This window comes from Rhizobium sp. BK591 (assembly GCF_014195045.1).
Classification (GTDB): Bacteria; Pseudomonadota; Alphaproteobacteria; order Rhizobiales; family Rhizobiaceae; genus Rhizobium; species Rhizobium anhuiense.
The window spans coordinates 91,465-113,238 of record NZ_JACIAZ010000003.1; the positions used below are offsets into that span (position 1 = coordinate 91,465).

Annotated in this window: 24 protein-coding genes; 16 read left to right on the top strand and 8 right to left on the bottom strand. The window is 60.9% G+C overall.

All coding sequences use genetic code 11. The annotated features are described in order from the left end of the window. Positions 1–19 precede the first annotated feature (19 nt). Together dapA and smpB are read left to right on the top strand one after the other, a co-directional pair. Positions 20–904: a 4-hydroxy-tetrahydrodipicolinate synthase gene (dapA, locus tag FHX10_RS13485; RefSeq protein ID WP_028758248.1), complete on the top strand. Its 885-nt coding sequence runs from the start codon at positions 20–22 to the stop codon at positions 902–904. Positions 905–1,020: 116 nt separating this feature from the next. After that, on the top strand, positions 1,021–1,500 hold the full coding sequence (gene smpB / locus FHX10_RS13490; protein WP_012557117.1) for an SsrA-binding protein SmpB: 480 nt from the start codon (positions 1,021–1,023) through the stop codon (positions 1,498–1,500). Positions 1,501–1,608: 108 nt separating this feature from the next. On the opposite strand, the gene FHX10_RS13495 is transcribed toward smpB, so the two are convergent. Further along, entirely contained in the window at positions 1,609–2,190 is a 582-nt protein-coding gene (locus tag FHX10_RS13495; protein WP_028758247.1) for an NYN domain-containing protein, read from the bottom strand. Between the two features lie 297 nt (positions 2,191–2,487). On the opposite strand from FHX10_RS13495, the gene rpoZ reads away from it, so the two are divergent. The 12 genes from rpoZ (at position 2,488) to FHX10_RS13555 (ending at position 13,048) form a co-directional block, all read left to right on the top strand. Then, a complete protein-coding gene (rpoZ, locus tag FHX10_RS13500) occupies positions 2,488–2,892 on the top strand; it encodes a DNA-directed RNA polymerase subunit omega (RefSeq protein WP_003574261.1) in 405 nt (134 codons plus the stop codon). A 181-nt stretch (positions 2,893–3,073) separates the two neighbouring features. Then, positions 3,074–5,308: a RelA/SpoT family protein gene (locus FHX10_RS13505; RefSeq protein WP_047616251.1), complete on the top strand. Its 2,235-nt coding sequence runs from the start codon at positions 3,074–3,076 to the stop codon at positions 5,306–5,308. A 194-nt stretch (positions 5,309–5,502) separates the two neighbouring features. Next, a complete protein-coding gene (locus FHX10_RS13510) occupies positions 5,503–5,652 on the top strand; it encodes a DUF3563 family protein (protein WP_080759973.1) in 150 nt (49 codons plus the stop codon). Between the two features lie 157 nt (positions 5,653–5,809). After that, positions 5,810–6,400, top strand: coding sequence for a DUF2062 domain-containing protein (locus tag FHX10_RS13515; RefSeq protein WP_028759157.1), 591 nt, complete (start codon positions 5,810–5,812; stop codon positions 6,398–6,400). Positions 6,401–6,438: 38 nt separating this feature from the next. Beyond that, positions 6,439–6,843: a holo-ACP synthase gene (acpS, locus tag FHX10_RS13520; RefSeq protein ID WP_028759158.1), complete on the top strand. Its 405-nt coding sequence runs from the start codon at positions 6,439–6,441 to the stop codon at positions 6,841–6,843. A 149-nt stretch (positions 6,844–6,992) separates the two neighbouring features. Next, entirely contained in the window at positions 6,993–7,736 is a 744-nt protein-coding gene (gene lepB / locus FHX10_RS13525; RefSeq protein WP_028759159.1) for a signal peptidase I, read from the top strand. After that, a complete protein-coding gene (rnc, locus tag FHX10_RS13530; protein ID WP_047616253.1) occupies positions 7,733–8,452 on the top strand; it encodes a ribonuclease III in 720 nt (239 codons plus the stop codon). Before lepB ends, rnc begins: the two co-directional genes overlap by 4 nt. A 7-nt stretch (positions 8,453–8,459) precedes the next feature. Continuing rightward, a complete protein-coding gene (gene era, locus FHX10_RS13535) occupies positions 8,460–9,401 on the top strand; it encodes a GTPase Era (protein ID WP_047616255.1) in 942 nt (313 codons plus the stop codon). A 151-nt stretch (positions 9,402–9,552) separates the two neighbouring features. Continuing rightward, positions 9,553–10,305 (top strand): Crp/Fnr family transcriptional regulator, encoded by a 753-nt coding sequence (locus tag FHX10_RS13540; RefSeq protein WP_047616257.1) that lies wholly within the window; start codon positions 9,553–9,555, stop codon positions 10,303–10,305. A 324-nt stretch (positions 10,306–10,629) separates the two neighbouring features. Then, complete coding sequence (locus FHX10_RS13545) at positions 10,630–11,115, top strand: response regulator (protein WP_063474238.1); 486 nt, start codon at positions 10,630–10,632, stop codon at positions 11,113–11,115. Between the two features lie 65 nt (positions 11,116–11,180). Next, positions 11,181–11,951 carry a DNA repair protein RecO gene (gene recO, locus FHX10_RS13550; RefSeq protein ID WP_047616261.1) on the top strand — a complete coding sequence of 257 codons (771 nt, stop codon included), beginning with the start codon at positions 11,181–11,183 and terminating at the stop codon, positions 11,949–11,951. A gap of 101 nt (positions 11,952–12,052) precedes the next feature. Next, positions 12,053–13,048, top strand: coding sequence for an aldo/keto reductase (locus FHX10_RS13555; protein WP_127430669.1), 996 nt, complete (start codon positions 12,053–12,055; stop codon positions 13,046–13,048). 276 nt (positions 13,049–13,324) lie between these two features. Here FHX10_RS13555 and FHX10_RS13560 read toward each other — a convergent pair whose 3' ends face one another. The 3 genes from FHX10_RS13560 to FHX10_RS13570 form a co-directional block, all read right to left on the bottom strand. Next, entirely contained in the window at positions 13,325–14,182 is an 858-nt protein-coding gene (locus tag FHX10_RS13560) for an MOSC domain-containing protein (protein WP_048338678.1), read from the bottom strand. 362 nt (positions 14,183–14,544) lie between these two features. Further along, positions 14,545–15,204 carry an HD domain-containing protein gene (locus FHX10_RS13565; RefSeq protein WP_174824459.1) on the bottom strand — a complete coding sequence of 220 codons (660 nt, stop codon included), beginning with the start codon at positions 15,202–15,204 and terminating at the stop codon, positions 14,545–14,547. 180 nt (positions 15,205–15,384) lie between these two features. Next, the gene (locus FHX10_RS13570; protein ID WP_184389511.1) at positions 15,385–17,289 is read right to left on the bottom strand and encodes a putative bifunctional diguanylate cyclase/phosphodiesterase; all 1,905 of its coding nucleotides are present in this window, start codon (positions 17,287–17,289) and stop codon (positions 15,385–15,387) included. Positions 17,290–17,698: 409 nt separating this feature from the next. Between FHX10_RS13570 and FHX10_RS13575 the strand changes: the two genes are divergently transcribed. Together FHX10_RS13575 and FHX10_RS13580 are read left to right on the top strand one after the other, a co-directional pair. Further along, positions 17,699–18,052, top strand: a complete 354-nt coding sequence (locus FHX10_RS13575) for a hypothetical protein (RefSeq protein ID WP_174824458.1) — start codon at positions 17,699–17,701, stop codon at positions 18,050–18,052. Between the two features lie 142 nt (positions 18,053–18,194). After that, on the top strand, positions 18,195–18,710 hold the full coding sequence (locus tag FHX10_RS13580) for a superoxide dismutase family protein (RefSeq protein ID WP_063474242.1): 516 nt from the start codon (positions 18,195–18,197) through the stop codon (positions 18,708–18,710). Positions 18,711–18,820: 110 nt separating this feature from the next. Here the strand turns inward: FHX10_RS13580 and FHX10_RS13585 are convergent, their stop codons facing one another. The 4 genes from FHX10_RS13585 to FHX10_RS13600 are packed head-to-tail and all read right to left on the bottom strand — an operon-like array spanning position 18,821 to position 21,764. Further along, positions 18,821–19,711, bottom strand: coding sequence for a mechanosensitive ion channel family protein (locus FHX10_RS13585; RefSeq protein ID WP_063474243.1), 891 nt, complete (start codon positions 19,709–19,711; stop codon positions 18,821–18,823). Between the two features lie 57 nt (positions 19,712–19,768). Then, on the bottom strand, positions 19,769–20,299 hold the full coding sequence (locus FHX10_RS13590; RefSeq protein WP_097595039.1) for a tyrosine phosphatase family protein: 531 nt from the start codon (positions 20,297–20,299) through the stop codon (positions 19,769–19,771). Then, positions 20,296–20,904 (bottom strand): YfbR-like 5'-deoxynucleotidase, encoded by a 609-nt coding sequence (locus FHX10_RS13595; protein WP_097595040.1) that lies wholly within the window; start codon positions 20,902–20,904, stop codon positions 20,296–20,298. Before FHX10_RS13595 ends, FHX10_RS13590 begins: the two co-directional genes overlap by 4 nt. Then, a complete protein-coding gene (locus FHX10_RS13600) occupies positions 20,901–21,764 on the bottom strand; it encodes a YgfZ/GcvT domain-containing protein (RefSeq protein ID WP_184389512.1) in 864 nt (287 codons plus the stop codon). Before FHX10_RS13600 ends, FHX10_RS13595 begins: the two co-directional genes overlap by 4 nt. Positions 21,765–21,774: the final 10 nt, after the last annotated feature.

Consider the following 21,774-nt stretch of genomic DNA (forward strand, 5'->3'; position numbering starts at 1 on the left):
TGGTCGTGAGGAGCTTTGCATGTTCAATGGGTCCATTCCCGCCCTCGTCACCCCCTTCACCGACGCCGGACTGATCGACGAAGATAGTTTCGCCGCTCATGTCGACTGGCAGATCAAGGAAGGCAGCGCCGGTCTCGTTCCGGTCGGCACGACGGGCGAATCCCCGACGCTGTCGCATGCCGAACACAAGCGGGTCGTGGAACTTTGCATCGAGGTTGCTGCAAAACGCGTCCCCGTCATGGCCGGCGCCGGCTCGAACAATACGCGTGAGGCGATCGAGCTTGCCCAGCATGCCGAAAAGGTCGGTGCGAACGCCGTTCTGGTCGTCACTCCCTATTACAACAAGCCGACGCAGAAGGGTTTGATCGCGCATTTTTCGGCGATCGCCGAGGCCGTCGATCTGCCGATCTATATCTATAACATCCCCGGCCGCTCGGTGGTCGACATGACGCCGGAAACGATGGGGGCGCTCGCCAAGGCGCACAGCAATATCGTCGGCGTCAAGGATGCAACGGGTAAGATCGAGCGCGTCTCCGAACAGCGCATCACCTGCGGCACGGATTTCCGGCAGTTGTCCGGCGAGGATGCGACGGCGCTCGGCTTCAACGCCCATGGCGGTGTCGGCTGTATTTCGGTAACGGCCAATGTCGCCCCGCGGCTCTGCGCCGAGTTCCAGGCGGCGACGCTCGCAGGCGATTATGCCCGCGCCCTGGAATATCAGGATCGGCTGATGCCGCTGCACAAGGCGATCTTCCTCGAGCCGGGTCTTTGCGGCGCCAAATACGGGCTCTCCAGGCTTGGCCGCATGAGCCGCAACGTCCGCTCGCCGCTGCTTTCGACGCTGGAGCCGGCCACGGAAACGGCAATCGACGCCGCGTTGCGCCATGCCGGCCTGCTGAACTGAAAAGACCGGCCATCTTCACAAGGCCGGGTCGCTCCCTTACATAAAGGGCAAGCCCTCACATAGAGGTCGGGAATGAGGGCGCGGCTTTTCGCGCTCTAAATGAATGGAATGTCGTCATGGCCCCCAAAGGCAGCCAGCGCGTGGTGAACAAGGTCGTGGCCGAAAACCGCAAGGCCCGCTTCAACTACGAGATCATCGATACCTACGAGGCCGGCCTCGTGCTGATGGGCACGGAGGTCAAATCGCTGCGCGAGGGCAAGGCCAATATCGCCGAATCCTATGCCTCGGATGAGGGGGGCGAGATCTGGCTGATCAATTCCTATCTGCCGGAATATCTGCAGGCCAACCGCTTCAATCACGAACCGCGCCGACGCCGCAAGCTGCTGCTGTCGGGCCGTGAGATTCATCGCCTGCGTTCTGCCGTCAACCGTGAAGGCATGACGCTGATCCCGCTGAAGATCTATTTCAACGATCGCGGTCGGGCGAAGATGGAACTGGCGCTCGCCAAGGGTAAAAAATTGCATGACAAGCGCGAGTCGGAGAAAGAACGCGATTGGAACCGGCAGAAGAGCCGCCTGCTGAAGGACAATGGCTGATCTAAGATCGGCCGCTGTCGTTCAGCACGCATGCCAAAGCATGGCGATGCGGGAAGGCGGCTGCCGTGCCGCTGAGCTTCGCAGCTCCGCTTCGAGATGGTGGAGGGATCACTCCTCGAAATCGCTGGCCGGGACGACTTCGACCGGACGGGGCGCCCGCTCGGAGGGATCACGACCGATTTCAGCCTTCAAAGACAAGAGATCGATGAAATGATCGGCCTGCCGACGCAGGTCGTCGGCGATCATCGGCGGCTGCGTCGCCATGGTTGAGATCACCGAGACCTTGCGGCCTCTGCGCTGCAGCGCCTCGACCAGATTGGTGAAATCGCCGTCGCCGGAGAAGATGACAAGATGATCGACCGTTTCGGACTGTTCCATGGCGTCGATCGCAAGCTCGATGTCCATGTTGCCCTTGATCTTCCGGCGACCCATGGAATCTGTGAATTCCTTGGCGGGCTTGGTGACGACTTTGTAGCCGTTGTAGTCGAGCCAGTCGATCAGCGGCCGGATCGATGAATATTCCTGATCCTCGATCAGAGCGGTATAATAATAAGCGCGCAGCAGATAACCGCGTTTCTGGAATGCTTTCAACAGCTTGCGGTAATCTATGTCGAAGCCGAGGCTCTTGGATGCAGCGTAGAGGTTGGCGCCGTCAATGAAGAGTGCAATTTTTTCGCGTGGGTCAAACATCGCTTACCAATCCAATGAGAGCAATCGAAATCCGCAGGTGACAAACTTCAATAAAAACAATATCTTGCGTTTCTATTTCGCTTTGATCCTTACTTTATGAATTATTCATATATGAAAGATTTAGGGCACGATTCGGCATATTCCAAGCAACCTTCGGTGGAATTATGACATTCTCCATGGAAATTTAGCTCAGTCGCGGATAAAGACGAGGGGCGCCGGAATGAAAAACTTGTATTTGCCCGGTTTTAATTGTATCGGGCGTGCTAATCCCGAAATGACGACCGCAAAGGACAGGCAATGGCCCGTGTCACAGTTGAAGATTGCATCGACAAGGTGGAGAACCGCTTCGAGCTGGTTCTGCTCGCCAGCCACCGCGCCCGGCTGATTTCCCAGGGTGCCTCGATCACCATCGATCGCGACAATGACAAGAATCCTGTCGTGGCCCTGCGCGAAATCGCCGACGAGACGCTTTCGCCCGATGACCTCAAGGAAGATCTGATCCATTCGCTGCAGAAGCATGTCGAAGTCGACGAGCCCGAGCCCGATCCGGCAAGCATGATCGCCGCCGGCGGCGTCGCCGCAGCCGACAGCGAGGAGCAGGACGACCTGCCGGAGACGATCACTTTCGACCAGATGTCGGAAGAAGAGCTGCTTGCCGGCATCGAAGGCCTGGTGCCGCCGGAAAAGAGCGACGACTACTAAGCGCATAGGCCGGATCCCGGTCACATCGGTCAGATGTGATACCGAAACAGCTTCATGCGATGCAAAAGAGCGATGATTACCAATCGTCAATCTTGCGCCTTTATTGCTTAGGCATATTATTGCCCATGTGTGCGCCAATCGTTGATTGGCGCGCTTTTATTTTTATCGGAGTGGCTTTGGAATGATGCGGCAGTACGAGCTCGTGGAGCGGGTTCAGCAATACAAGCCCGATGCCAATGAAGCACTGCTGAACAAAGCCTATGTCTACGCCATGCAGAAGCATGGCCAGCAAAAGCGCGCGAGCGGCGATCCCTATATTTCTCATCCGCTCGAAGTCGCCGCCATCCTCACCGACATGCACCTCGATGAATCGACGATCGCGGTTGCCCTTCTGCACGACACGATCGAGGATACGACGGCGACGCGCGCCGAGATCGACGAACTGTTCGGCGAGGATATCGGCCGCCTGGTCGAGGGGCTGACGAAGATCAAGAAGCTCGATCTCGTCACCAAGAAGGCCAAGCAGGCGGAAAACCTGCGTAAGCTGCTGCTCGCCATATCCGATGATGTGCGTGTGCTGCTCGTCAAGCTTGCCGATCGCCTGCACAATATGCGCACCCTCGATCACATGTCGGCCGACAAGCGCGCCCGCATCTCCGAGGAGACGATGGAAATCTATGCGCCGCTGGCCGGCCGCATGGGCATGCAGGACATGCGTGAGGAACTCGAGGAACTCTCCTTCCGGCATATGAACCCGGAAGCCTACGAGACCGTCACCAAAAGGCTGGAAGAGCTTTCGAAGCGCAACGAGGGCATCGTCAAGAAGATCGAGGCCGAACTGCGCGACCTGCTGGTCGCAAGCGGGTTGACGAGCGCCTATGTCAAGGGCCGACAGAAGAAGCCCTATTCGGTCTTTCGCAAGATGCAGTCGAAGTCTCTTTCCTTCGAGCAGCTTTCCGATGTCTACGGCTTCCGCCTGATCGTCGAGGACATCCCGTCCTGCTATCGGGCGCTCGGCATCGTCCACACGCGCTGGCGCGTCGTGCCCGGCCGCTTCAAGGACTATATTTCGACGCCAAAGCAGAATGATTACCGGTCGCTGCACACCACCATCGTCGGTCCGTCCAGCCAGCGCATCGAACTGCAGATCCGCACCAAGCGCATGCACGAAATCGCCGAATTCGGCATCGCCGCCCACGCGCTTTACAAGGACGGCGCCACCAATGCCGACGGCGACATCCTTTCGCGCGAATCCAACGCCTATTCCTGGCTGCGCCATACGATCGAGGCGCTCGCCGAGGGCGACAGCCCGGAAGAATTCCTCGAACACACCAAGCTCGAGCTCTTCCAGGACCAGGTCTTCTGCTTCACGCCGAAGGGCAAGCTGATTGCCCTGCCGCGTGGCGCCACCCCGATCGATTTCGCCTATGCGGTGCACACCAATATCGGCGACACCACGGTGGGCGCCAAGATCAACGGCCGTATCATGCCGCTGGTGACGCGGCTTGCCAATGGCGACGAGGTCGAGATCATCCGCTCCGGCGTGCAGGTTCCGCCCGCCGCCTGGGAAGAGATCGTCGTGACCGGCAAGGCGCGCGCCGCCATCCGCCGCGCCACCCGCATGGCGATCCGCAAGCAATATGCCGGCCTCGGTCACCGCATTCTCGAGCGTACCTTCGACAGGGCCGGCAAGATCTTCTCGCGCGAGGCGATGAAGCCGGCACTACACCGTCTCGGCCAGAAGGATGTCGAGGATGCGATTGCCGCCGTCGGCCGTGGCGAGATGTCCTCGCTCGATGTGCTGCGCGCCGTCTATCCCGATCATCAGGACGAGCGCGTCACCGTGAAACCATCAGGCGACGACGGCTGGTTCAACGTGCGCAGTGCGGCCGGCATGATCTTCAAGATCCCCGGCAAGACCAAGGCCGGGCCCGACGGCGGCCATTCGGAAGTCGACACGCATGCCGATATCGGTCCGATCCGCGGTCTGTCCGGCAATGTCGACGTCAAGTTCGCGCCGACTGGTGCTGTGCCTGGCGATCGCATCGTCGGCATCATGGACCAGGGCAACGGCATCACCATCTATCCGATCCAGTCGCCGAGCCTGCAGCGCTTCGACGATCAGCCCGACCGCTGGATCGACGTCCGCTGGGATCTCGACGAAGCCAACAAGTCGCGTTTCATGGCGCGCATCATGGTCAATGGGTTGAATGAGCCCGGCACGCTCGCCAAGGTCGCCCAGACGGTCGCAGGCCTCGACGTCAATATTCGCCTTCTGAACACGGTGCGGGTGGCGGCCGATTTCACCGAAATGATGCTCGAGGTCGAGGTCTGGGACTTGCGCCAGCTCAATCAGCTGCTCGCCCAGATGAAGGAACTGGATTGCATCGCCACCGTTCGGCGGCTTTACGAGTAAGCTTTTGTTAAGCCTGTCAGTGGGCTGGGCGAGAGATTGCATATTTTATGATCGTTTTGTGCGCAATGTGGAGCATCAAAAAGGCAAGCAATGCATTAGGCGCATGGCTGTCTCCATGTTGCGGCTGTAGTAATTAACCTGCGCCGGGCCTATCTTCTGATCATCGAAACGCAAACAGAAGATGAGACAAGATAATGTTTGACCCTATCAGGAAAATCGCTCGTGCCTTCCGCGCTCAGACCACGCAGGAACGTGAAATGGCATATCTCAATGGCTCGCTCGATCGTATCGATCTCGAATTTCGTCAGCGCCAGGTCGACCGTGGTCTATTCCGCAATCGCTAATACTGAGCTTTATACTTGAGGCGAGTGAGGGACGTTTTGCATAACGGACGCCCCTCGGCTGAAGAAGTTCCTCTCCGCTGAGAGAGCTGAGCTGTTTTTCGGGCGGTATCATTTGCCGCTCTTGTCATGGTCATGTGCGCTGCACTAAATACCGGCCATGTTGTTTCGCCGTCGCAAGCCTGCGGGATTCAAGGAAAAGATGCGAGAGCTTTTATGGCCCCGCAAAGGTTTCCTTCGCCCGATCCGTTACCTGACAATGCGCATCCTGCGCCTGAGCGCCTCGCCGCACGCGGTTGCGGCTGGCGTCGCCGCGGGTGTCTTCGTCTCGTGGACGCCGTTCATCGGCGTGCATTTCGTCATGGCCTTCGTCATCACCTATTTCCTCTCCGGCAGCATGGTGGCCGCCGCCCTTGGCTGCGCGGCCTTCGGCAATCCGCTGACCTATCCCTTCATCTGGGGCATCACCTGGGAGATCGGACATCTGCTGCTCAGCCGCGAGGATCATCTGGCCGGTCAGACGGTGGATCTGGCCGCGCTTTTCCATAAGCTGAATTTCACCGAGCTGTGGAAGCCGGTGCTGGAACCGATGCTGGTAGGCGCCATTCCGCCGGCGATCGTCACCTCCGTTGCGCTCTATGCGCTGACGTTCTACACCGTGAAGGGTTTTCAGACGCGCCGCCACATACGGCTGATCGAGCGGGCGCGCCTGCGCCTTGCCAGCCCGGCCGGCGACATGCCGAGCGTTTGAACCCGATCGAGAATTCTCAAGCGACGGAAGGTTCCGGCATGATCATCGGCATTGGCAGCGATCTGATCGACATTCGCCGCATCGAGAAATCCATCGAGCGCTTCGGCGAGCGCTTCACCCATCGCTGCTTCACCGAGGTCGAACGCGCGCGTTCCGACCGCCGGGCAAATCGCGCCGAATCCTATGCCAAGCGTTTCGCCGCCAAGGAGGCCTGTTCCAAAGCACTCGGCACCGGTATCGCCCAGGGCGTTTTCTGGAAGGACATGGGCGTCGTCAACCTGCCGAGCGGCAAGCCGACCATGGTTTTGTCAGGCGCCGCCGCCCTGATCCTCGAATCGCTGCTGCCCGCAGGCCACAAGCCCGCCATTCATTTGACAATAACCGATGATTATCCCTTGGCGCAGGCCTTCGTCATTATCGAGGCGTTGCCCGAGAACCTTTGATCCGGAGTGTTATCGCGACCCCCGTAAGCCTGTAGTCGCGACCTCTCGTCGCTTTTGACGTTGTCGCCATTGCCGCAATCGGCCGAAGCCGCTAGAGAGAACGACAGAAAGAATTGCGCCTCCGCGGCGTCTTGAAGGAATAAGACTGCGTGTCCGAAAAAGTCGAAGCCAAGCCGAACGCCCTCTGGGAAAATATCAAAGTCATCATCCAGGCGCTGATTTTGGCGATGGTGATCCGAACGGTGCTGTTCCAGCCCTTTACCATTCCGTCCGGTTCGATGATGCCGACGCTGCTCGTCGGCGATTATATCTTCGTCAACAAGTTCGCCTACGGCTATTCGAAATATTCGCTGCCCTTCTCCCCCGACATCTTCAGCGGCCGCCTGTTCGGCGCCGATCCGAAGCGTGGCGACATCGTCGTCTTCCGCTTCCCGCCAAACCCCGAGGTTGATTACATCAAGCGCTGCATCGGCCTGCCGGGCGATCACATCCAGGTGACCGACGGCGTGCTCTACGTCAACGGTAAGCCGGTTCCGAAGGTGGCGGACGGGACCTTCACGTCGGATTACAAGCTCGATCCGGGCGCCGATGTGCCGGTGTTCCGCGAAACGCTCGACAGCGGCAAGACCTACGACACGCTCGATCAGTCTCCGGTGTCGCGGGGTGACAACACCCGTGAATTCATCGTGCCGGAAGGCCATTATTTCATGATGGGCGACAACCGCGACAACTCGCTCGACAGCCGGTTCGACGTCGGCTTCGTGCCTGCCGAAAATCTTGTCGGCCGCGCCAGCGTCATCTTTTTCTCGCTCGGCAACGACACCTCCTTCCGAGAAATCTGGAAGTGGCCGACGAACATGCGTTGGGACCGCCTCTTCAAGGTTGTTGAATGAGCAAGGCGCAGACGCTTTCTGCGGCGGACCGCGCAAAGCTTGAAGGCCTGATCGGTCACGACTTCGCCGAAAAGGAACGCCTCGATCGGGCGCTGACCCATGCCAGCGCCCGCACGGAAAAGGGCGGCAATTACGAACGGCTGGAATTCCTCGGCGACAGGGTCCTCGGGCTCTGCATCGCCGAGCTTCTGTTCCGCACCTTCGGCACGGCAGGCGAAGGCGAGCTCTCGGTTCGCCTCAACCAGCTCGTCAGCGCCGAAACCTGCGCAGCGGTCGCCGACGAACTCAATCTTCACCTCTATATCCGCACCGGCGCCGATGTGAAGAAATTGACCGGCAAACGCATGATGAACGTGCGCGCCGATGTCGTTGAAAGCCTGATCGCCGCGATCTATCTCGACGGCGGCCTTGAGGTCGCCCGTCGGTTCATACTGCGCTATTGGCAGGGCAGGGCGGCGCGGGCCGATGGCGCCAAGCGCGACGCCAAGACCGAGCTGCAGGAATGGTCGCACGCGAAATTCGGCGTCACTCCGATCTACCGGGTTGATGAACGCAGCGGACCGGATCATGATCCGCGTTTCAAGGTGACGGTGGAAGTTGCTGGCATTAAGCCCGAAACCGGCGTAGAGCGGTCGAAGCGTGCCGCCGAACAGGTTGCGGCGACGAAGATGCTTGAGCGCGAAGGCATTTGGCAGCAATCGCCTGCCGGAAACTGACGGGACAATGACACAAGAAGAAGATATCGCGGCCGAAGCTGCCGCAGAAACCAGTGGTCCGACGCATTCGGGCTTCGTCGCGCTGATCGGGCCGACCAATGCCGGCAAGTCGACGTTGGTAAACCGCCTCGTCGGCGCCAAGGTCTCGATCGTCAGCCATAAGGTGCAGACGACGCGGGCGATCGTGCGCGGCATCGCCATCCACGACAATGCCCAGATCGTCTTCATGGACACGCCCGGTATCTTCAAGCCGCGTCGCCGGCTTGACCGCGCCATGGTGACCTCGGCCTGGGGCGGTGCCAAGGATGCCGATCTGATCGTGCTCTTGATCGACAGCGAGCGCGGTTTGCGCGGCGATGCCGAAGCCATCCTCGAAGGCCTCAAGGAGGTCCGGCAGCCGAAGATACTGTTGCTCAACAAGATCGACCGCGTCAATCGCGAGGATCTCCTGGCGCTGGCCGCTGCCGCCAACGAGAAGATCGCCTTCGAGCGCACCTTCATGATATCGGCCGAAAACGGCTCCGGTTGCGACGACGTCATGGACTATCTGGCGAAGACCCTCCCGGAGGGGCCGTGGTACTATCCGGAAGACCAGATCTCCGATTTGCCGATGCGTCAGCTCGCCGCCGAGATCACCCGCGAAAAACTGTTTCTGCGCCTCCATCAGGAGCTTCCCTATGCCTCGCACGTCGAAACGGAGAAGTGGGAAGAGCGCAAGGACGGCTCGGTGCGGATCGAGCAGGTGATCTATCTCGAGCGCGACAGCCAGAAGAAGATCGCCCTCGGCAAGGGTGGTGAAACCATCAAGGCGATCTCGACTGCCTCCCGCAAGGAACTGTCGGAAATCCTCGAACAGCCGGTCCATCTCTTCCTGTTCGTCAAGGTTCGTGAGAATTGGGGCGATGATCCCGAGCGGTTCCGCGAAATGGGCCTCGATTTCCCGAAATAAAGCATGGCAAAGATTTCATCGGGCACGCGCCAGCCCTTTGTTTTCGCATAAAAAACCTGCCTCGCTCGTGGAACAAATCCGTGGCCTGCGCATTCTTTGATGAGCGGCACGCCAACGTTGGCGCGCCGGTTTTGCGACGGCAAGGGCAAATATGGCGACGTCGAGACCCATCCATTCTTTCAAGACCCCTTGCGAGCAATGTCCTTTGCGCCCCTTGCCGCATTTCAGGGAGTTCAGCCGCGACGAGCTGGAATTCGTCTCGCGTTTCAAGAGGGGCGAGCTTGCCGTCGATGCCGGCTCCACCATCCTCGTCGAGGGCGCACACAGCGCTCATCTCTTCACGGTGCTTTCCGGCTGGGGCTTCCGCTACAAGATGCTGGAGGACGGGCGCCGCCAGATTCTGAATTATATCATGCCGGGCGACCTGATCGGCCTGCAGGGAACGATCGCCGGCGAGATGCAGCACTCCGTCGAAGCGCTTTCGCCCGTTTCCCTGTGTGTCTTCGAGCGTGACCGGTTGATGACGCTCTACAACAAACATGCCTCGCTCGCCTTCGACATCACCTGGATCGCCGCGCGCGAGGAACGCATCCTGGATGAGCATCTCCTGAGCATCGGCCGCCGCACGGCGCTGGAAAGAGCCGCCTACCTGATCGCTTTCCTGTTCGAGCGCGGCCGGAAGCTCAATATCTTCAACGGCCGCAAATTCATCCCCATCACCCAGCAGCACATTGCCGACACGCTTGGTCTTTCCATCGTCCACACCAACAAGACTCTGAAAAAGCTCGCCGAACGTGGGTTGATTCGCTGGCAGGAGCGCGGCTGCGAGGTGCTGAACGGCGAAGAGTTGATGGCGATCGCCGGTTGGGAAGGGCTCGGAGAGGGCAAACGCCCGTTCATCTAAATTCCATTCTCCGCGTCCCGGGCAAGCTCTATCGCTTTGTTTTGGCGTTATTGCGATCGATTTCGATCGCTTGCTACCATCCACATTTGATGGGCAAACTCTCGCATTTCTGTGAGATCGGTCCGCCTGCGACGACAAAACTGCCGGTAGCCGTCTTGGCTTCGCGCAAATCACAGTCATCCGTCTGAGGACACGATTATTTGTCGACAGACCCCTGGCCAACCAGCTTGGCTATGTCTTTTTTAAATGCAGATTAGCATCAGGGAAAATAAGGTCGGGCATCATCTTTCCTCCGATTTTGATTCTTATCGACCGGGCAGAAAAATGGTTTATTCAGACAAGGTGGCGGAATTCACCGATAGCGTGCCATGCGGGGCACCGGAGGGCAATGATGTTGGCGAAACGGCCGGGGCGCTGCGACAGGCGCTCGACGAGGGGCATCGAATCATGAGCGCAATCCGTGTTCTGGTTCTTGAGGACAGTCTGATCATCGCGATGGAGGCGGAGGATATTCTGCGCCTGGCCGGCGTCGAGAGCATCGATATCGTCGGCAGCGTCGAGCAGGCGAGGGCTGCCATCGCGGCGGAGACATATGATTTCGCCCTTCTCGACGTCAATCTCGGTGACGGCATGAGCTTCGGATTTGCCCGCCATCTTTTCGATATCGGCATCCCCTTCGGCTTCGTCAGTGGCTATTCCGATACGGGCGATTTCCCACCCGACCTGCAGCACATCCCGCTTTTGGTCAAGCCTTTCGACGAAACGGCGATGCGTGACTTCCTGCTGAGGCTTTTCCCGGCTGTCGCCTGACGCGGTCCATGACAGAAACCGGTCCTTGGATTAGGATGGATTCGTCATCCGCAAGGACTCTTTCGATGCAGTGGCAAGACCATGCGATCATTCTGGGCGTCAAGCGCCACGGTGAGACGAGCGTCATCGCCGAGGTGATGACGCGTGATCGCGGCCGCCATCTCGGCCTGGTGCGTTCCGGCCGCTCGCGCGCCATGCAGCCTGTGCTGCAGGCGGGCAATGCCGTCGAAGTCACCTGGCGCGCTCGGCTTGACGAGCATCTCGGAGATTTCCGCGTCGAGCCGGTGACGCTGCGCGCCGCCCGCCTGATGGAAACGGCGACCGCCGTCTACGGCGTCCAGGCCATGGGCGCGCTGCTGCGGCTGCTGCCGGAGCGTGACCCGCATCCGCATCTCTTCGATGCGCTTGAAGTAATCCTCGATCACCTGCACAACCCGGCCGATGCCGGCGAACTCTTCGTGCGTTTCGAGCTTGCGGTGCTGAATGATCTCGGCTTTGGACTCGATCTTGCCGAATGCGCCGCAACCGGCGCCCGTTCCGATCTCGTCTATGTCTCGCCGAAATCCGGGCGTGCCGTCAGCCGCACGGCCGGTGCCCCCTGGGCGGACAAGATGCTGCTCCTGCCGCCGTTCCTCAGTGCCGAAGGCAATCATGCGGCCGACTTCGATAGTCTCGCAGCAGCATTCCGGCTGACGGGGTTCTTTCTGCATCGCCACGTCTATGAGCCGCGTGGCATCGAGGCGGCGGCGGCCCGCGACGGTTTCGTTCAGGCCGCGCTCAAGGCGCTCAATCCAGCCTTGCGGACGCTTTCCCCTCCGAATGGTATTTCCGCCTGACCTCGTTTTTTACGGGTGCAAAACATCCTCCGGATTTGGCGGTTTACCTGCCGAAGAGCGCTTCCTATGTCTTCACAGGATTGCCAATCAAGGAGGACCTCATGCTGACCAAGACCGCATCACCGACGACGATCACGCTCTGGAACGGCCGCGAAATTCCGCGCCTCGGCATGGGATGCTGGGCGATCGGCGGTCCCTTCTTCGCCGGCGACACGCCACTCGGCTGGGGCGATGTCGACGACGATGAATCCGTCGAAGCGATCCATCGCGCCATCGAACTCGGCATCCGCTTCTTCGACACGGCGTCGAATTACGGCGCCGGCCACTCGGAGGACATGCTCGGCCGGGCGATCGGCAATCGCGACGATATCGTCATCGCCACCAAATTCGGCTTTGCCACCGATCCGGAAACCAAGCAGGCAACCGGTGCCTTTGCCGATGAGGCCTTCATTCGCCGTTCGGTCGAGACCTCGTTGTGCCGCCTGAAGCGCGACCGCCTCGATCTGCTGCAGTTCCACATCAATGATTTTCCGCTGGAACAGTCGGATGCCGTCTTCGATACGCTGGAGGCGCTGCGGGCCGAAGGCAAGATCGATGCGTTCGGCTGGAGCACCGATTCTCCCGATCGCGCCGCCCGTCATGCCGGCCGCCGGGGCTATGTCTCGATCCAGCATACGATGAACGTCTTCGAGCCGGTGCCGGAGATGATTGCGGTGATCGAGGGGAAGGGGTTGATCTCCATCAATCGCGGCCCGCTGGCCATGGGTCTCCTCACTGGCAAGTTCACCGCCGACAAGGCGGTGGGCGCGAAGGATGTCCGCGGTGCCGCCCTCGACTGGATGGTCTATTTCAAGGACGGGCGCATCGCCCCCGAATTCGCCGCAAGGCTCGATGCCGTCCGTGATCTCCTGACCTCAGGTGGCCGCACGCTGACGCAGGGCGCGCTTGCCTGGCTTTGGGCACGCTCGCCGCGCACGCTCCCCATTCCGGGTTTCCGCACCGTCGCCCAGGTGGAGGAAAATGCCGGCGCACTGGAAAAGGGACCGCTGCCGGCCGATGTCATGGCGGGAATCGATGCCGCGCTTGATCGCGTCTGAAAAGGCTAGAGCCTTTCCGGGTTAGATTGCAGCATTCTGCCGGAGCAGGTTTTCGTCAGGGCAGAGGCGATTGGCGAAGGGCGTACCTCCTGGTACGTTCGAGCCGATCGCCTTTGATCCTGGCGGAAAGATGCCCGGCCCTTCGGGTTGGCTGAAACGGGCCGTCTGATCGACCGGCCGGCTTGGCCGTAGAGCTGGGCTACGACGCGCGCCGGCCGGTCGACCATCCGACTCCGTTTGAGCCAACAGAATGTTTCAATCTAACCCGGAAAGGCTCTAGGCTGCGGCGCGACGTTTGAGCGCCCAGCCTTCCGGTCTCTCTTCAACGATGCTGACGGCGTCGCCGACCGTAATCCTGCCGCTGCCGCGCGGCGTGACGTTCCAGCCGAACAGTGGGCCGGGCACGCGCCGGTCGGCCGACATGCGGATGCGGCCCATGGCCGGCATCGGGTTTGGCCCCTCGCGTGAACCGGTCAGCTGGTCTTGCGTCGTCATGATGCAGCGGGAGCAGGGTTTGACGAGATCGAAGCGGATGCCGGCGATCTCGATTGCCGCCCAGCGGTCCTCTGGCCAGGCCTCGTCCGTATCGATGACGATGTTCGGACGGAAGCGTTCCATGCCGACACTGCCTTCGCCATGGGCGGCGAGATCGGCATTCAATGCCTTCAACGAGCCGGTTGTCGTCACAAGGATCTGATAGCCGTCGGTGAAGGTGACGGGCGTGCCTTCGCCAGCCCATTCGGCATTCGCCGTTCGCCGCGCCTGGCCATCGAAGAAGACCAGCCGCACCTCGCGGCCGAGCCACTCGGAAAGCTGCCGGTTGCTCTCCGGATCGGCGACGGCGGCACTGACGGCAGATTTCCACACGGTCACATCCATGCGATTTTCAGGCTGAGGCGGCTGAACCGATATGTCAGGCTTTCCCTGCATCAGCAGCCGAAAGGCGTTCGCTTCCGGTCGCACCTCGATACGTGCGAGGTCTGGCAGCTCGCGCTGGGTGATGAAGTGCCCCTGCGCATCGGTGATCATCGCCCGTCGGTCGCCGGGAAGCCCGTAGGCGTCGATGTCGGCGGCCGGCAGCGCAATGCCGCGGGCGCTCTTGAGCGGGTAGATGAAGAGGTCGCTGACACGCATGTTGTGCTCCTAGAGTCTTTCCGGGTTAGATTGCAGCATTCTGCCGGAGCAGGTTTTCGTCAGGGCAAAGGCGATTGGCGACGGGCATACCTTTTGGTACGTCCGAGCCGATCGCCTTTGCCCTGGCGGAAAGATGCCCGGCCCACCGGCCGCACTGGTTCGCCATGCGAAGCAACAGGTGCGTCCGGCGATTTTAAAGTCTTGCAGATTTGCCAGGCAAATCTGCGGGAGGGTTGGCTGAAACGGGCCGTCTGATCGACCGGCCGGCTTGGCCGTAGAACTGGGCTACGACGCGCGCCGGCCGGTCGACCATCCGACTCCGTTTGAGCCAACAGAATGCTGCAATCTAACCCGGAAAGACTCTAGATTTCATCCATGAAGGCCGAGAGGAAGTCGCGCAAGCTCTTGTCGCGCGCGGCCGCCAGCCTGCGGCCGGTCTCGGTCTGGAACCCTTCTGCCAGTTTGAACAGCTTCGTCTGGAAATGGTCAATGGCATAACGCTTGTCATCGAGCGGACGGTCCGCTGCCACCGGATCGAACGGATCGTAGAGCCCGGATCCTAGTCGCCCGGCGATATAGAAGCAGCGTGCGGCGCCGATCATGCCGATCGCGTCCAGCCGGTCGGCATCTTGCAGGATCTTCGCCTCCAGCGTCTGCGGCGCCAACCCGGCCGAGAAGCTGTGCGCGGTGATTGCATGGGCCGCGGCGTCAATATCCGCTTCGCTCCAGCCGAGTTCCGCCAGGATTGCCGATGCCTTCTCCGCCGCCAAAGCCGATGCTTTTGCCCGCAACGGCGAATTCTTCTCGACGGCGACACAGTCGTGCAGCAGCACGGAAGCGGCAAGAACCCGCCCGTCGCCGCCTTCGCCCGCATGGATGCGCATGGCATTCCTGAAGACGCGCAGGATATGCGCAAGGTCGTGCGAGCCGTCGTCGCCGTCGGTCGCATGCGCAATCAGCGCCGCCGCGAGCGTTTCGTGTGGGGAGAAGGCTTCGGCCTCGAACATTGCGCCACCTGTCATAAGGAAAATCGTTTCCGCCAACAGGGCATCGGGGCGGAAGTGATGCCGGCGGGTAAAGTATGCGACAACGAAGACACCGGGAATCGTAGCCGATTGTGTAGCGGCTTGCCGTGCGAGTCGCAATCGACGGCACTGCCCGTCTGAGAAGACGAGAGCGCCGCAACGCCCTGAATTGGGATCTCAGTGCTTGGCTTGAGGACGATGCGCCACGGCGCCGTTATTTGGCGGCAGGGAGAGAAGATGGGCCACGTCACCTGCAGGTCTTGGCGGGCTGATATGATAGCCCTGGATCTCGTCGCATTCCTCGCGTTCGAGCAGCGCCAACTGCGCTGCGGTCTCGACACCTTCGACCGTGACGCGCATGCCGAGCGCATCGCCGAGCAGGATGATCGCGTGCATGATCGCATGCGCTTCCTTGTTGTCGACGATGTCGTTGACGAAGGATTTGTCGATCTTGATCTTATCGAAGGGGAAGCTCGAGAGGTAACTCAGTGAGGAATAGCCGGTGCCGAAATCGTCCATCGAGATGCGGATGCCGCGCTCCTTCAGCGCATGCAGGATCGGCAGCACCTCGCCCAGATTTTCCATCAGCACGCTCTCGGTGATTTCGAGCTCTAGCCGCGACGGCGACAGCGATGCAGCGCCAAGCGCCTCGCTGACATCCTGCGTCAGGTCGCTGCTGCTGAACTGGATCGCCGAGACATTGACGGCGACCTTGATGCCCTCCGGCCATTGCGCCGCATCGCTGCAGGCCTGGCGCAAAACCCATCGGCCGATATCGACGACGAGGCCGACCTCTTCGGCAAGCGGAATGAAATCCATCGGCGGAACGCGGCCTCGGACGGGGTGGTTCCAGCGGATCAGAGCTTCGAAGCCGCAGATGCGCCGCTGCGAGAGATCATAGAGCGGCTGGTAGTGCAGCTCGAATTCCTCGTTCTCAACGGCGGCTTTGAGGTCTGCCTCCAGCGCGTGGCGCAGCTGCATCTGCGCTTCCATCTCGCCGGTAAAGAAGCGCTCGCGCTTGCGCCCATCTGCCTTGGCATGTGACAGCGCCACGCCGGCGTTCCTCAACAGGATGTCGGTTTCCTCGCCATCATCAGGGGCGACTGCGATGCCCATGGAGACGCTGAGTTCCACCTGTTTTTCGCCGTGGAAGAACGGTGCGGAAAGCTCTTGGCGGATCTGTTCTGCAAGCGCCGTCACGTTCCACGGCTGCTGCTTCCCCGTCTGCAGGATGGCAAATTCGTCCGAACCGAGGCGCGCCAGGGTGTTCTCCGAACCGGCCGAGATTCGGATACGCGCGGCGACCTGCTGCAGGATCGTGTCGCCGGCCGAAACGCCCATCGTGTTGTTGATCGATTTGAACCCGTCGAGATTGAGGTGGACGAGGGCTATCTGCTCATCCGGCTTGCGCTCGGTGAGCGTCGCATCGACCTGCTCGCGGAAATGGATGCGGTTCGGAAGGCCGGTCAGCGGGTCGTGGTGGGCGAGATAGGTGATGCGCTCGGCCGCCCTTCGATCCTCGGTAATATCGGCATGTATGGCGATGTTGCTGCCGTCGGCAAGAATGGTCACCATGCTCTGAATGATGCGGCCATCGTCCATCACCCATTCGCGCCGGCGGATGCTGCCGGTTCTTGCGGTTGCGGAGGAATGTCGCCCGCTCCGCCGGCCGGGCTTGACCCCGGCGCTCTCTGTACCGCGCATTTTGGCCGTGAGATCGGCGATTGCCGCGCCGGCAGTGACATCTTCCTGCGTCAGGCCGAAGAGTTGACGGAAGCGGATGTTGGAAAGCGTCAGCCGCTGGTCGGCGTCGAAGACGCTGAGACCGAGCGGCAGATTGTTGAGAATGATTTCGAAGAGCTTTGTCTGTCCGTCGAATGCCTGGCTGAGGGCGGAAATATTGCCTCGCAGCGCATGGTTTTCCCTGAGCAGCGTCTCCGCGCTTCTTTCGATTTCGTCATAATCGCTTTCATGGACGCGATAGGTCGCGATCACAAGTTCCATCAGTCGCTGCGCATCGATCGATCCATCGGCGGCGACGGCCTGGCTACATTGCTGCCAGAAGAGCGCTTCAGCTTTCATGCCGATACATCTTGCGAGACGGCTGCGACGGCATGGTCGTCTTCATTGATGAACGTACCTCATTGCGTTGGGAAACCTCTAAAATTGATTTTTTATAAGCTGAACGCCTGGGTGGTGCCTTGTGACGCCCATTTTGTACGGGCCGGATTAATATTCGGTTGCAGTGCAGCAGCGGCGTTGACGCGATAGACGTTTGTTTTTTATGTGAAAAATCGCTGAAATACGGAGAAAATCGGCCCGTTGACGCTGGCGGAAGCCTGTGCCGAGGCGTTCCGTTAACGTTTGTCAATCATCGTTAATGAGAAGTTAACAACTTATTGACGCACTGCGCAAATCAGTTTAACCACCGAGTCAACAGTGATTTTCCACCTTCGTATTGCGTACAAACACCACCGGCAAAAGGCGGTGAATGGAGGTTTGTATGACCAGCACCACATCCGTTTCAGACACCTCATATGCATATCTGGCGACGCTTTCGCGGCTCGATGCCAATGGCGATGGCGTACTCAGCCGCGGCGAACGTGCCGCCGACAAGAAGCCCGGCATCATCAAGGAGCTCCTCGAAGAGGACAAGGCCAGCGAGACGCAGCCGAAGTTTTCCGGCAGCCTGATTGCGCTGATGATGGACACGCGTGACAGTGGCACGGCAAGCAGCATCGCCGTTTCCTATCCGTTGCAGCAGACCGCGCCGACAACGGGCGATCAGCCCGAGGATCTCTACCGCAAGACCTACGGCCAGTTCGATTTCGACGCCGTCGCCTGAACGGCATCCCGATCCAGGTGATCTGCAAGCCGGCCGTTTGGCCGGCTTTTCTCGTCCCGTCTTCTTCGTTCGATCTTCCTCGGTCAGGAACACCTTCCGGTTTGACACGTTCAGGAGGACAACCGAATGGAAGGAGATCTTCATGAAAGCCATGCGCACCATCGCCGCCCTGAGCCTGCTTGCGGTTGCATTGCCGGCGGCGGCTCAGGACAAGCAGACGGCGGTCGCCAATTTCGTCGGCAAGGACGGCAAGGAAGACGGCCGCGCCCAGCTGACGGCCGCCGCCACTGGCGGTGTGCTGATCGAAGTCGAGATATCGGGACTGCCGGCGAACAAATGGGTGGCCTTCCATGTTCATGAGACCGGCCGCTGCGACGCCGCGACCCATCACGAGTCGGCAGGCGGCCACTTCAACCCTGGCAAGGCCGAGCACGGCATCCTTGCCGCCAAGGGGCCGCACGCCGGTGATATGCCCAATCAATATGTCGGGCAGGACGGGGTGCTCCGGGCGCAGATCTTCGACAGCATGGTCACGCTCGACGACAAGACCGACGGCATTCGCGGCCGCGCCTTGATGGTGCATGCCAATTCCGATGATTATCGCAGCCAGCCCTCGGGGGATGCCGGGGAAAGACTGTCCTGCGGCGTCATCCAATAATCCACGGGGCAACTCCTTGATCGGATCGATTCAAGGGCAAAATTATGCACAAATTCAAGGTGTTACATCGTTATTTGCACGTCTTGAACGACAAGGCGCGCTGTAACCTTTCATTGCCGTGTCGCCGCCTGCTTTTCGGCCGCCGTCCTGCCGTTGGACTTCTTTGTCGGTGTTGCGTCTGAGGTATCCGACAGCGTGGCCGGACGACCCTTCTCGTCGAAGGCGAGTTTCACGCGCTTCACCATGTCACGGCTGAGCGACCACCAGTCGCCGGTCTTTGCCCAGTAGCGCAGCGTTACGAAGATCGCGCCGTCAGCGATGCTGTCGATAAAGACGCTGGGAGCCGGTGATGGCAGCACCCGCGAATCGGCTTTGGCGAGGCCCATCAGCGTCCCCATCGCCAGATCGATATCATCCTCATAGGCGACCTTGATCTTCACATCGTTCTGCCGCGTGGGCTCGCGGCTGAAATTGGTAATCGGCGTGTTCCAGAGCGTCGAATTCGGCGCCAATCGGTAGAGCCCGTCGCCGGTCCTGAGTTCGGTCGCAAACAATCCGATTTCGCGCACCGTGCCGGCCACGCTGCTGGTTTCGATATATTCCCCGACGCGAAACGGCCTGAGGATCAACAGCATGATGCCCGCAGCGATATTCTGCAGCGTCCCTTGCAGCGCCAGTCCGATCGCGAGGCCGGCTGCGCCGAGTGCCGCGATGATCGAGGCGGTCTGGACGCCGAACTGGCCGAGGACGGTGATGAACACCAGGATGAGCAGCGCATAGCGCAGCACGTTGGTGAAGAATCGCGCCAACGTCTCGTCTATGCCACGGACACGCGACAGGCCTTCATAGGCCCAGCGGCTGGTAAAGCCGGCAAGCGCCCAGCCAAGAACAAGCAGGATCACCGCGCCGAGGACGGAGAAGGAATACTGCACCGCCAGCGCGCTTGCCTGGCTGAGTGCGGTTTGCGTGGCGAGGAGGACATCGGCTGCCTGTTGTTCCATGATCTGGCCCTGTCGTTGTGCTTGGTCGGGGGCTAGATGGAGCGGCTGGCGGCAGCGTCAACCGCAGGCGGTGTCCCGGATATCAAGCACGAAGGGCGCATTGCCGTCGGCATCGGCGCCGCGGCCGATCGCCCGCACCGCCGCGACCAACCGGCCGCCGCGGTTCAGCAGCGCGTCACCGATCTCGACCAGCCGGGTATTCGGTGTTGCGAAAGGCGAGGCGGCCCGCAGCCGGCGGGCAAGCGTTTCCTCGCTCTGATCCGGTGCCAGCGACAGGGCGGCGATCAGGGCTGCGGCCGGCGATCGCGACACGCCCATCCAGCAATGGATGAGCAGCGGCGTCTCCTGCCGCCACGAGGCGGCAAAGTCGATAATCCCGCGCACATGCGTCTCGTCAGGCGCTACGAGATTGCCGGTGCCCTTGAAGGCGATGTCGTTCATACCGAGCGTCAGATGGCGATCGGCTGCGATCACGCCCGGCCGGTGAAAGGCCTGCTCCTTGGCAATCAGGCTGATCATGTCGCGCGCCTTGTGGCGCACCGCCATTTCCGCGATGCGGGCCAGCGGCGAGACGACGATGAAGCTCACGATACCGTCTCCCGCTCGGCGTCGATCGCCGCGAAACGCTCGCAGAACAACCGCTGCGCTTCGATCGCCGGCAAGGGCTCGATCATCAGCATTTCCCTGCTGATGCCGCGTGGCTGGCCGAAGAATTTCTGCGCCTCGGCGGGCGTGAAGCCGGCAAGCACCGTCGCTTCGAAATAGGCGGCGATCGCGTCGGCCTTCTTGATCCGGTCCTTGAGGTCGCGCGAGGGGTGCGGTGGCAGGCCGAAGCGCAGGTGCACGGCGGCCTCCAATCGCTTTTCCACCGTCTTGTAGCCGCCGCCGACCACCGATTTGAACGGCGATATCATATCGCCGATCACGTATTCGGGTGCATCATGCAACAGTGCCATCAGGCACTCCTGCGGCCGCGCGTCGTTGAAGCGGCGGAAAATATCCTCGACGACGAGACTGTGCTGGGCCACCGAAAAAGCATGATCGCCTGAGGTCTGGCCGTTCCAGCGGGCGACGCGCGCAAGCCCATGGGCGATGTCGGCGAGTTCGACGTCGAGCGGTGAGGGGTCGAGCAGGTCGAGCCTGCGCCCGGACAGCATGCGCTGCCAGGCACGCGGAGTTTTCGCCGTTGTCACGCGCTGGCCTCGTCGGCGCTGGCGGGAAAGACAAGGCCGGACCATGCCGGCAGGACGAAGGAAACAGGCGTTTCGCCGGCGAGCAGCGGCGTGCCTGCCGCCATCGCGGCGCCGGCGCGGTCGATGCGCACGATCGCAAGCCCATGGCCGCCTTCGACGGAGCCGAGCGTTCCCACGGGCTTGCCGGCGGCGGTGATCTCCGTCCCGGTCTCCGGCAAGCCTGTTGCGGCGGACACCGTGACGACGCGCCGGCGCGCGGTGCCGCGGTGCTGCATGCGCGAGACGACCTCCTGGCCAACATAACAGCCTTTCCGGAAGGAGAGGCCGCCGTTGAAATCCATCAGCACGTCATGCGGGAAGGCGTCCTGCAGGGCGAAGTCCGATCCCGATGTGACGATGCCGTGGCTGATGCGCAGCGCGTCGTAGAGCGCTTCCTGGCCGTCGCCATGTTTGCCGGGCCGGCGGATCAGCGTGACGCCGGCCTTGGCAAAGCGGCTATCCCGGACGCCTTGGCTGTCCCGCACGCCTTGGCTGCCGTCGGCGTCCTCACCCCAGGAAACGGTGACGCCCTCTTCGGCACTCGGCGCAAGTGTGACGGCGGCGCGCAGCTTGTACATGGTCAGCCGCTTCAGCAGGCCGTCGCGCTGGCCTGCATCGGTTTCGATCCTGTAGCCGTCGCCGTCCTGCCAGATCATGAAGTCGAACAGGATCTTGCCCTGCGGTGTCAGCAGTGCCCCGGGCCGCGCCTCGTCGGCGCCGAGCGAGGTGATATCGGTGGTGATCAGGTTCTGCAGGAAGGATTGGGCTTCCGCACCGCTGACGAGAAGCAATGAGCGGTCTTTCAGGAATACGGCTGGCATGGCGGAACCT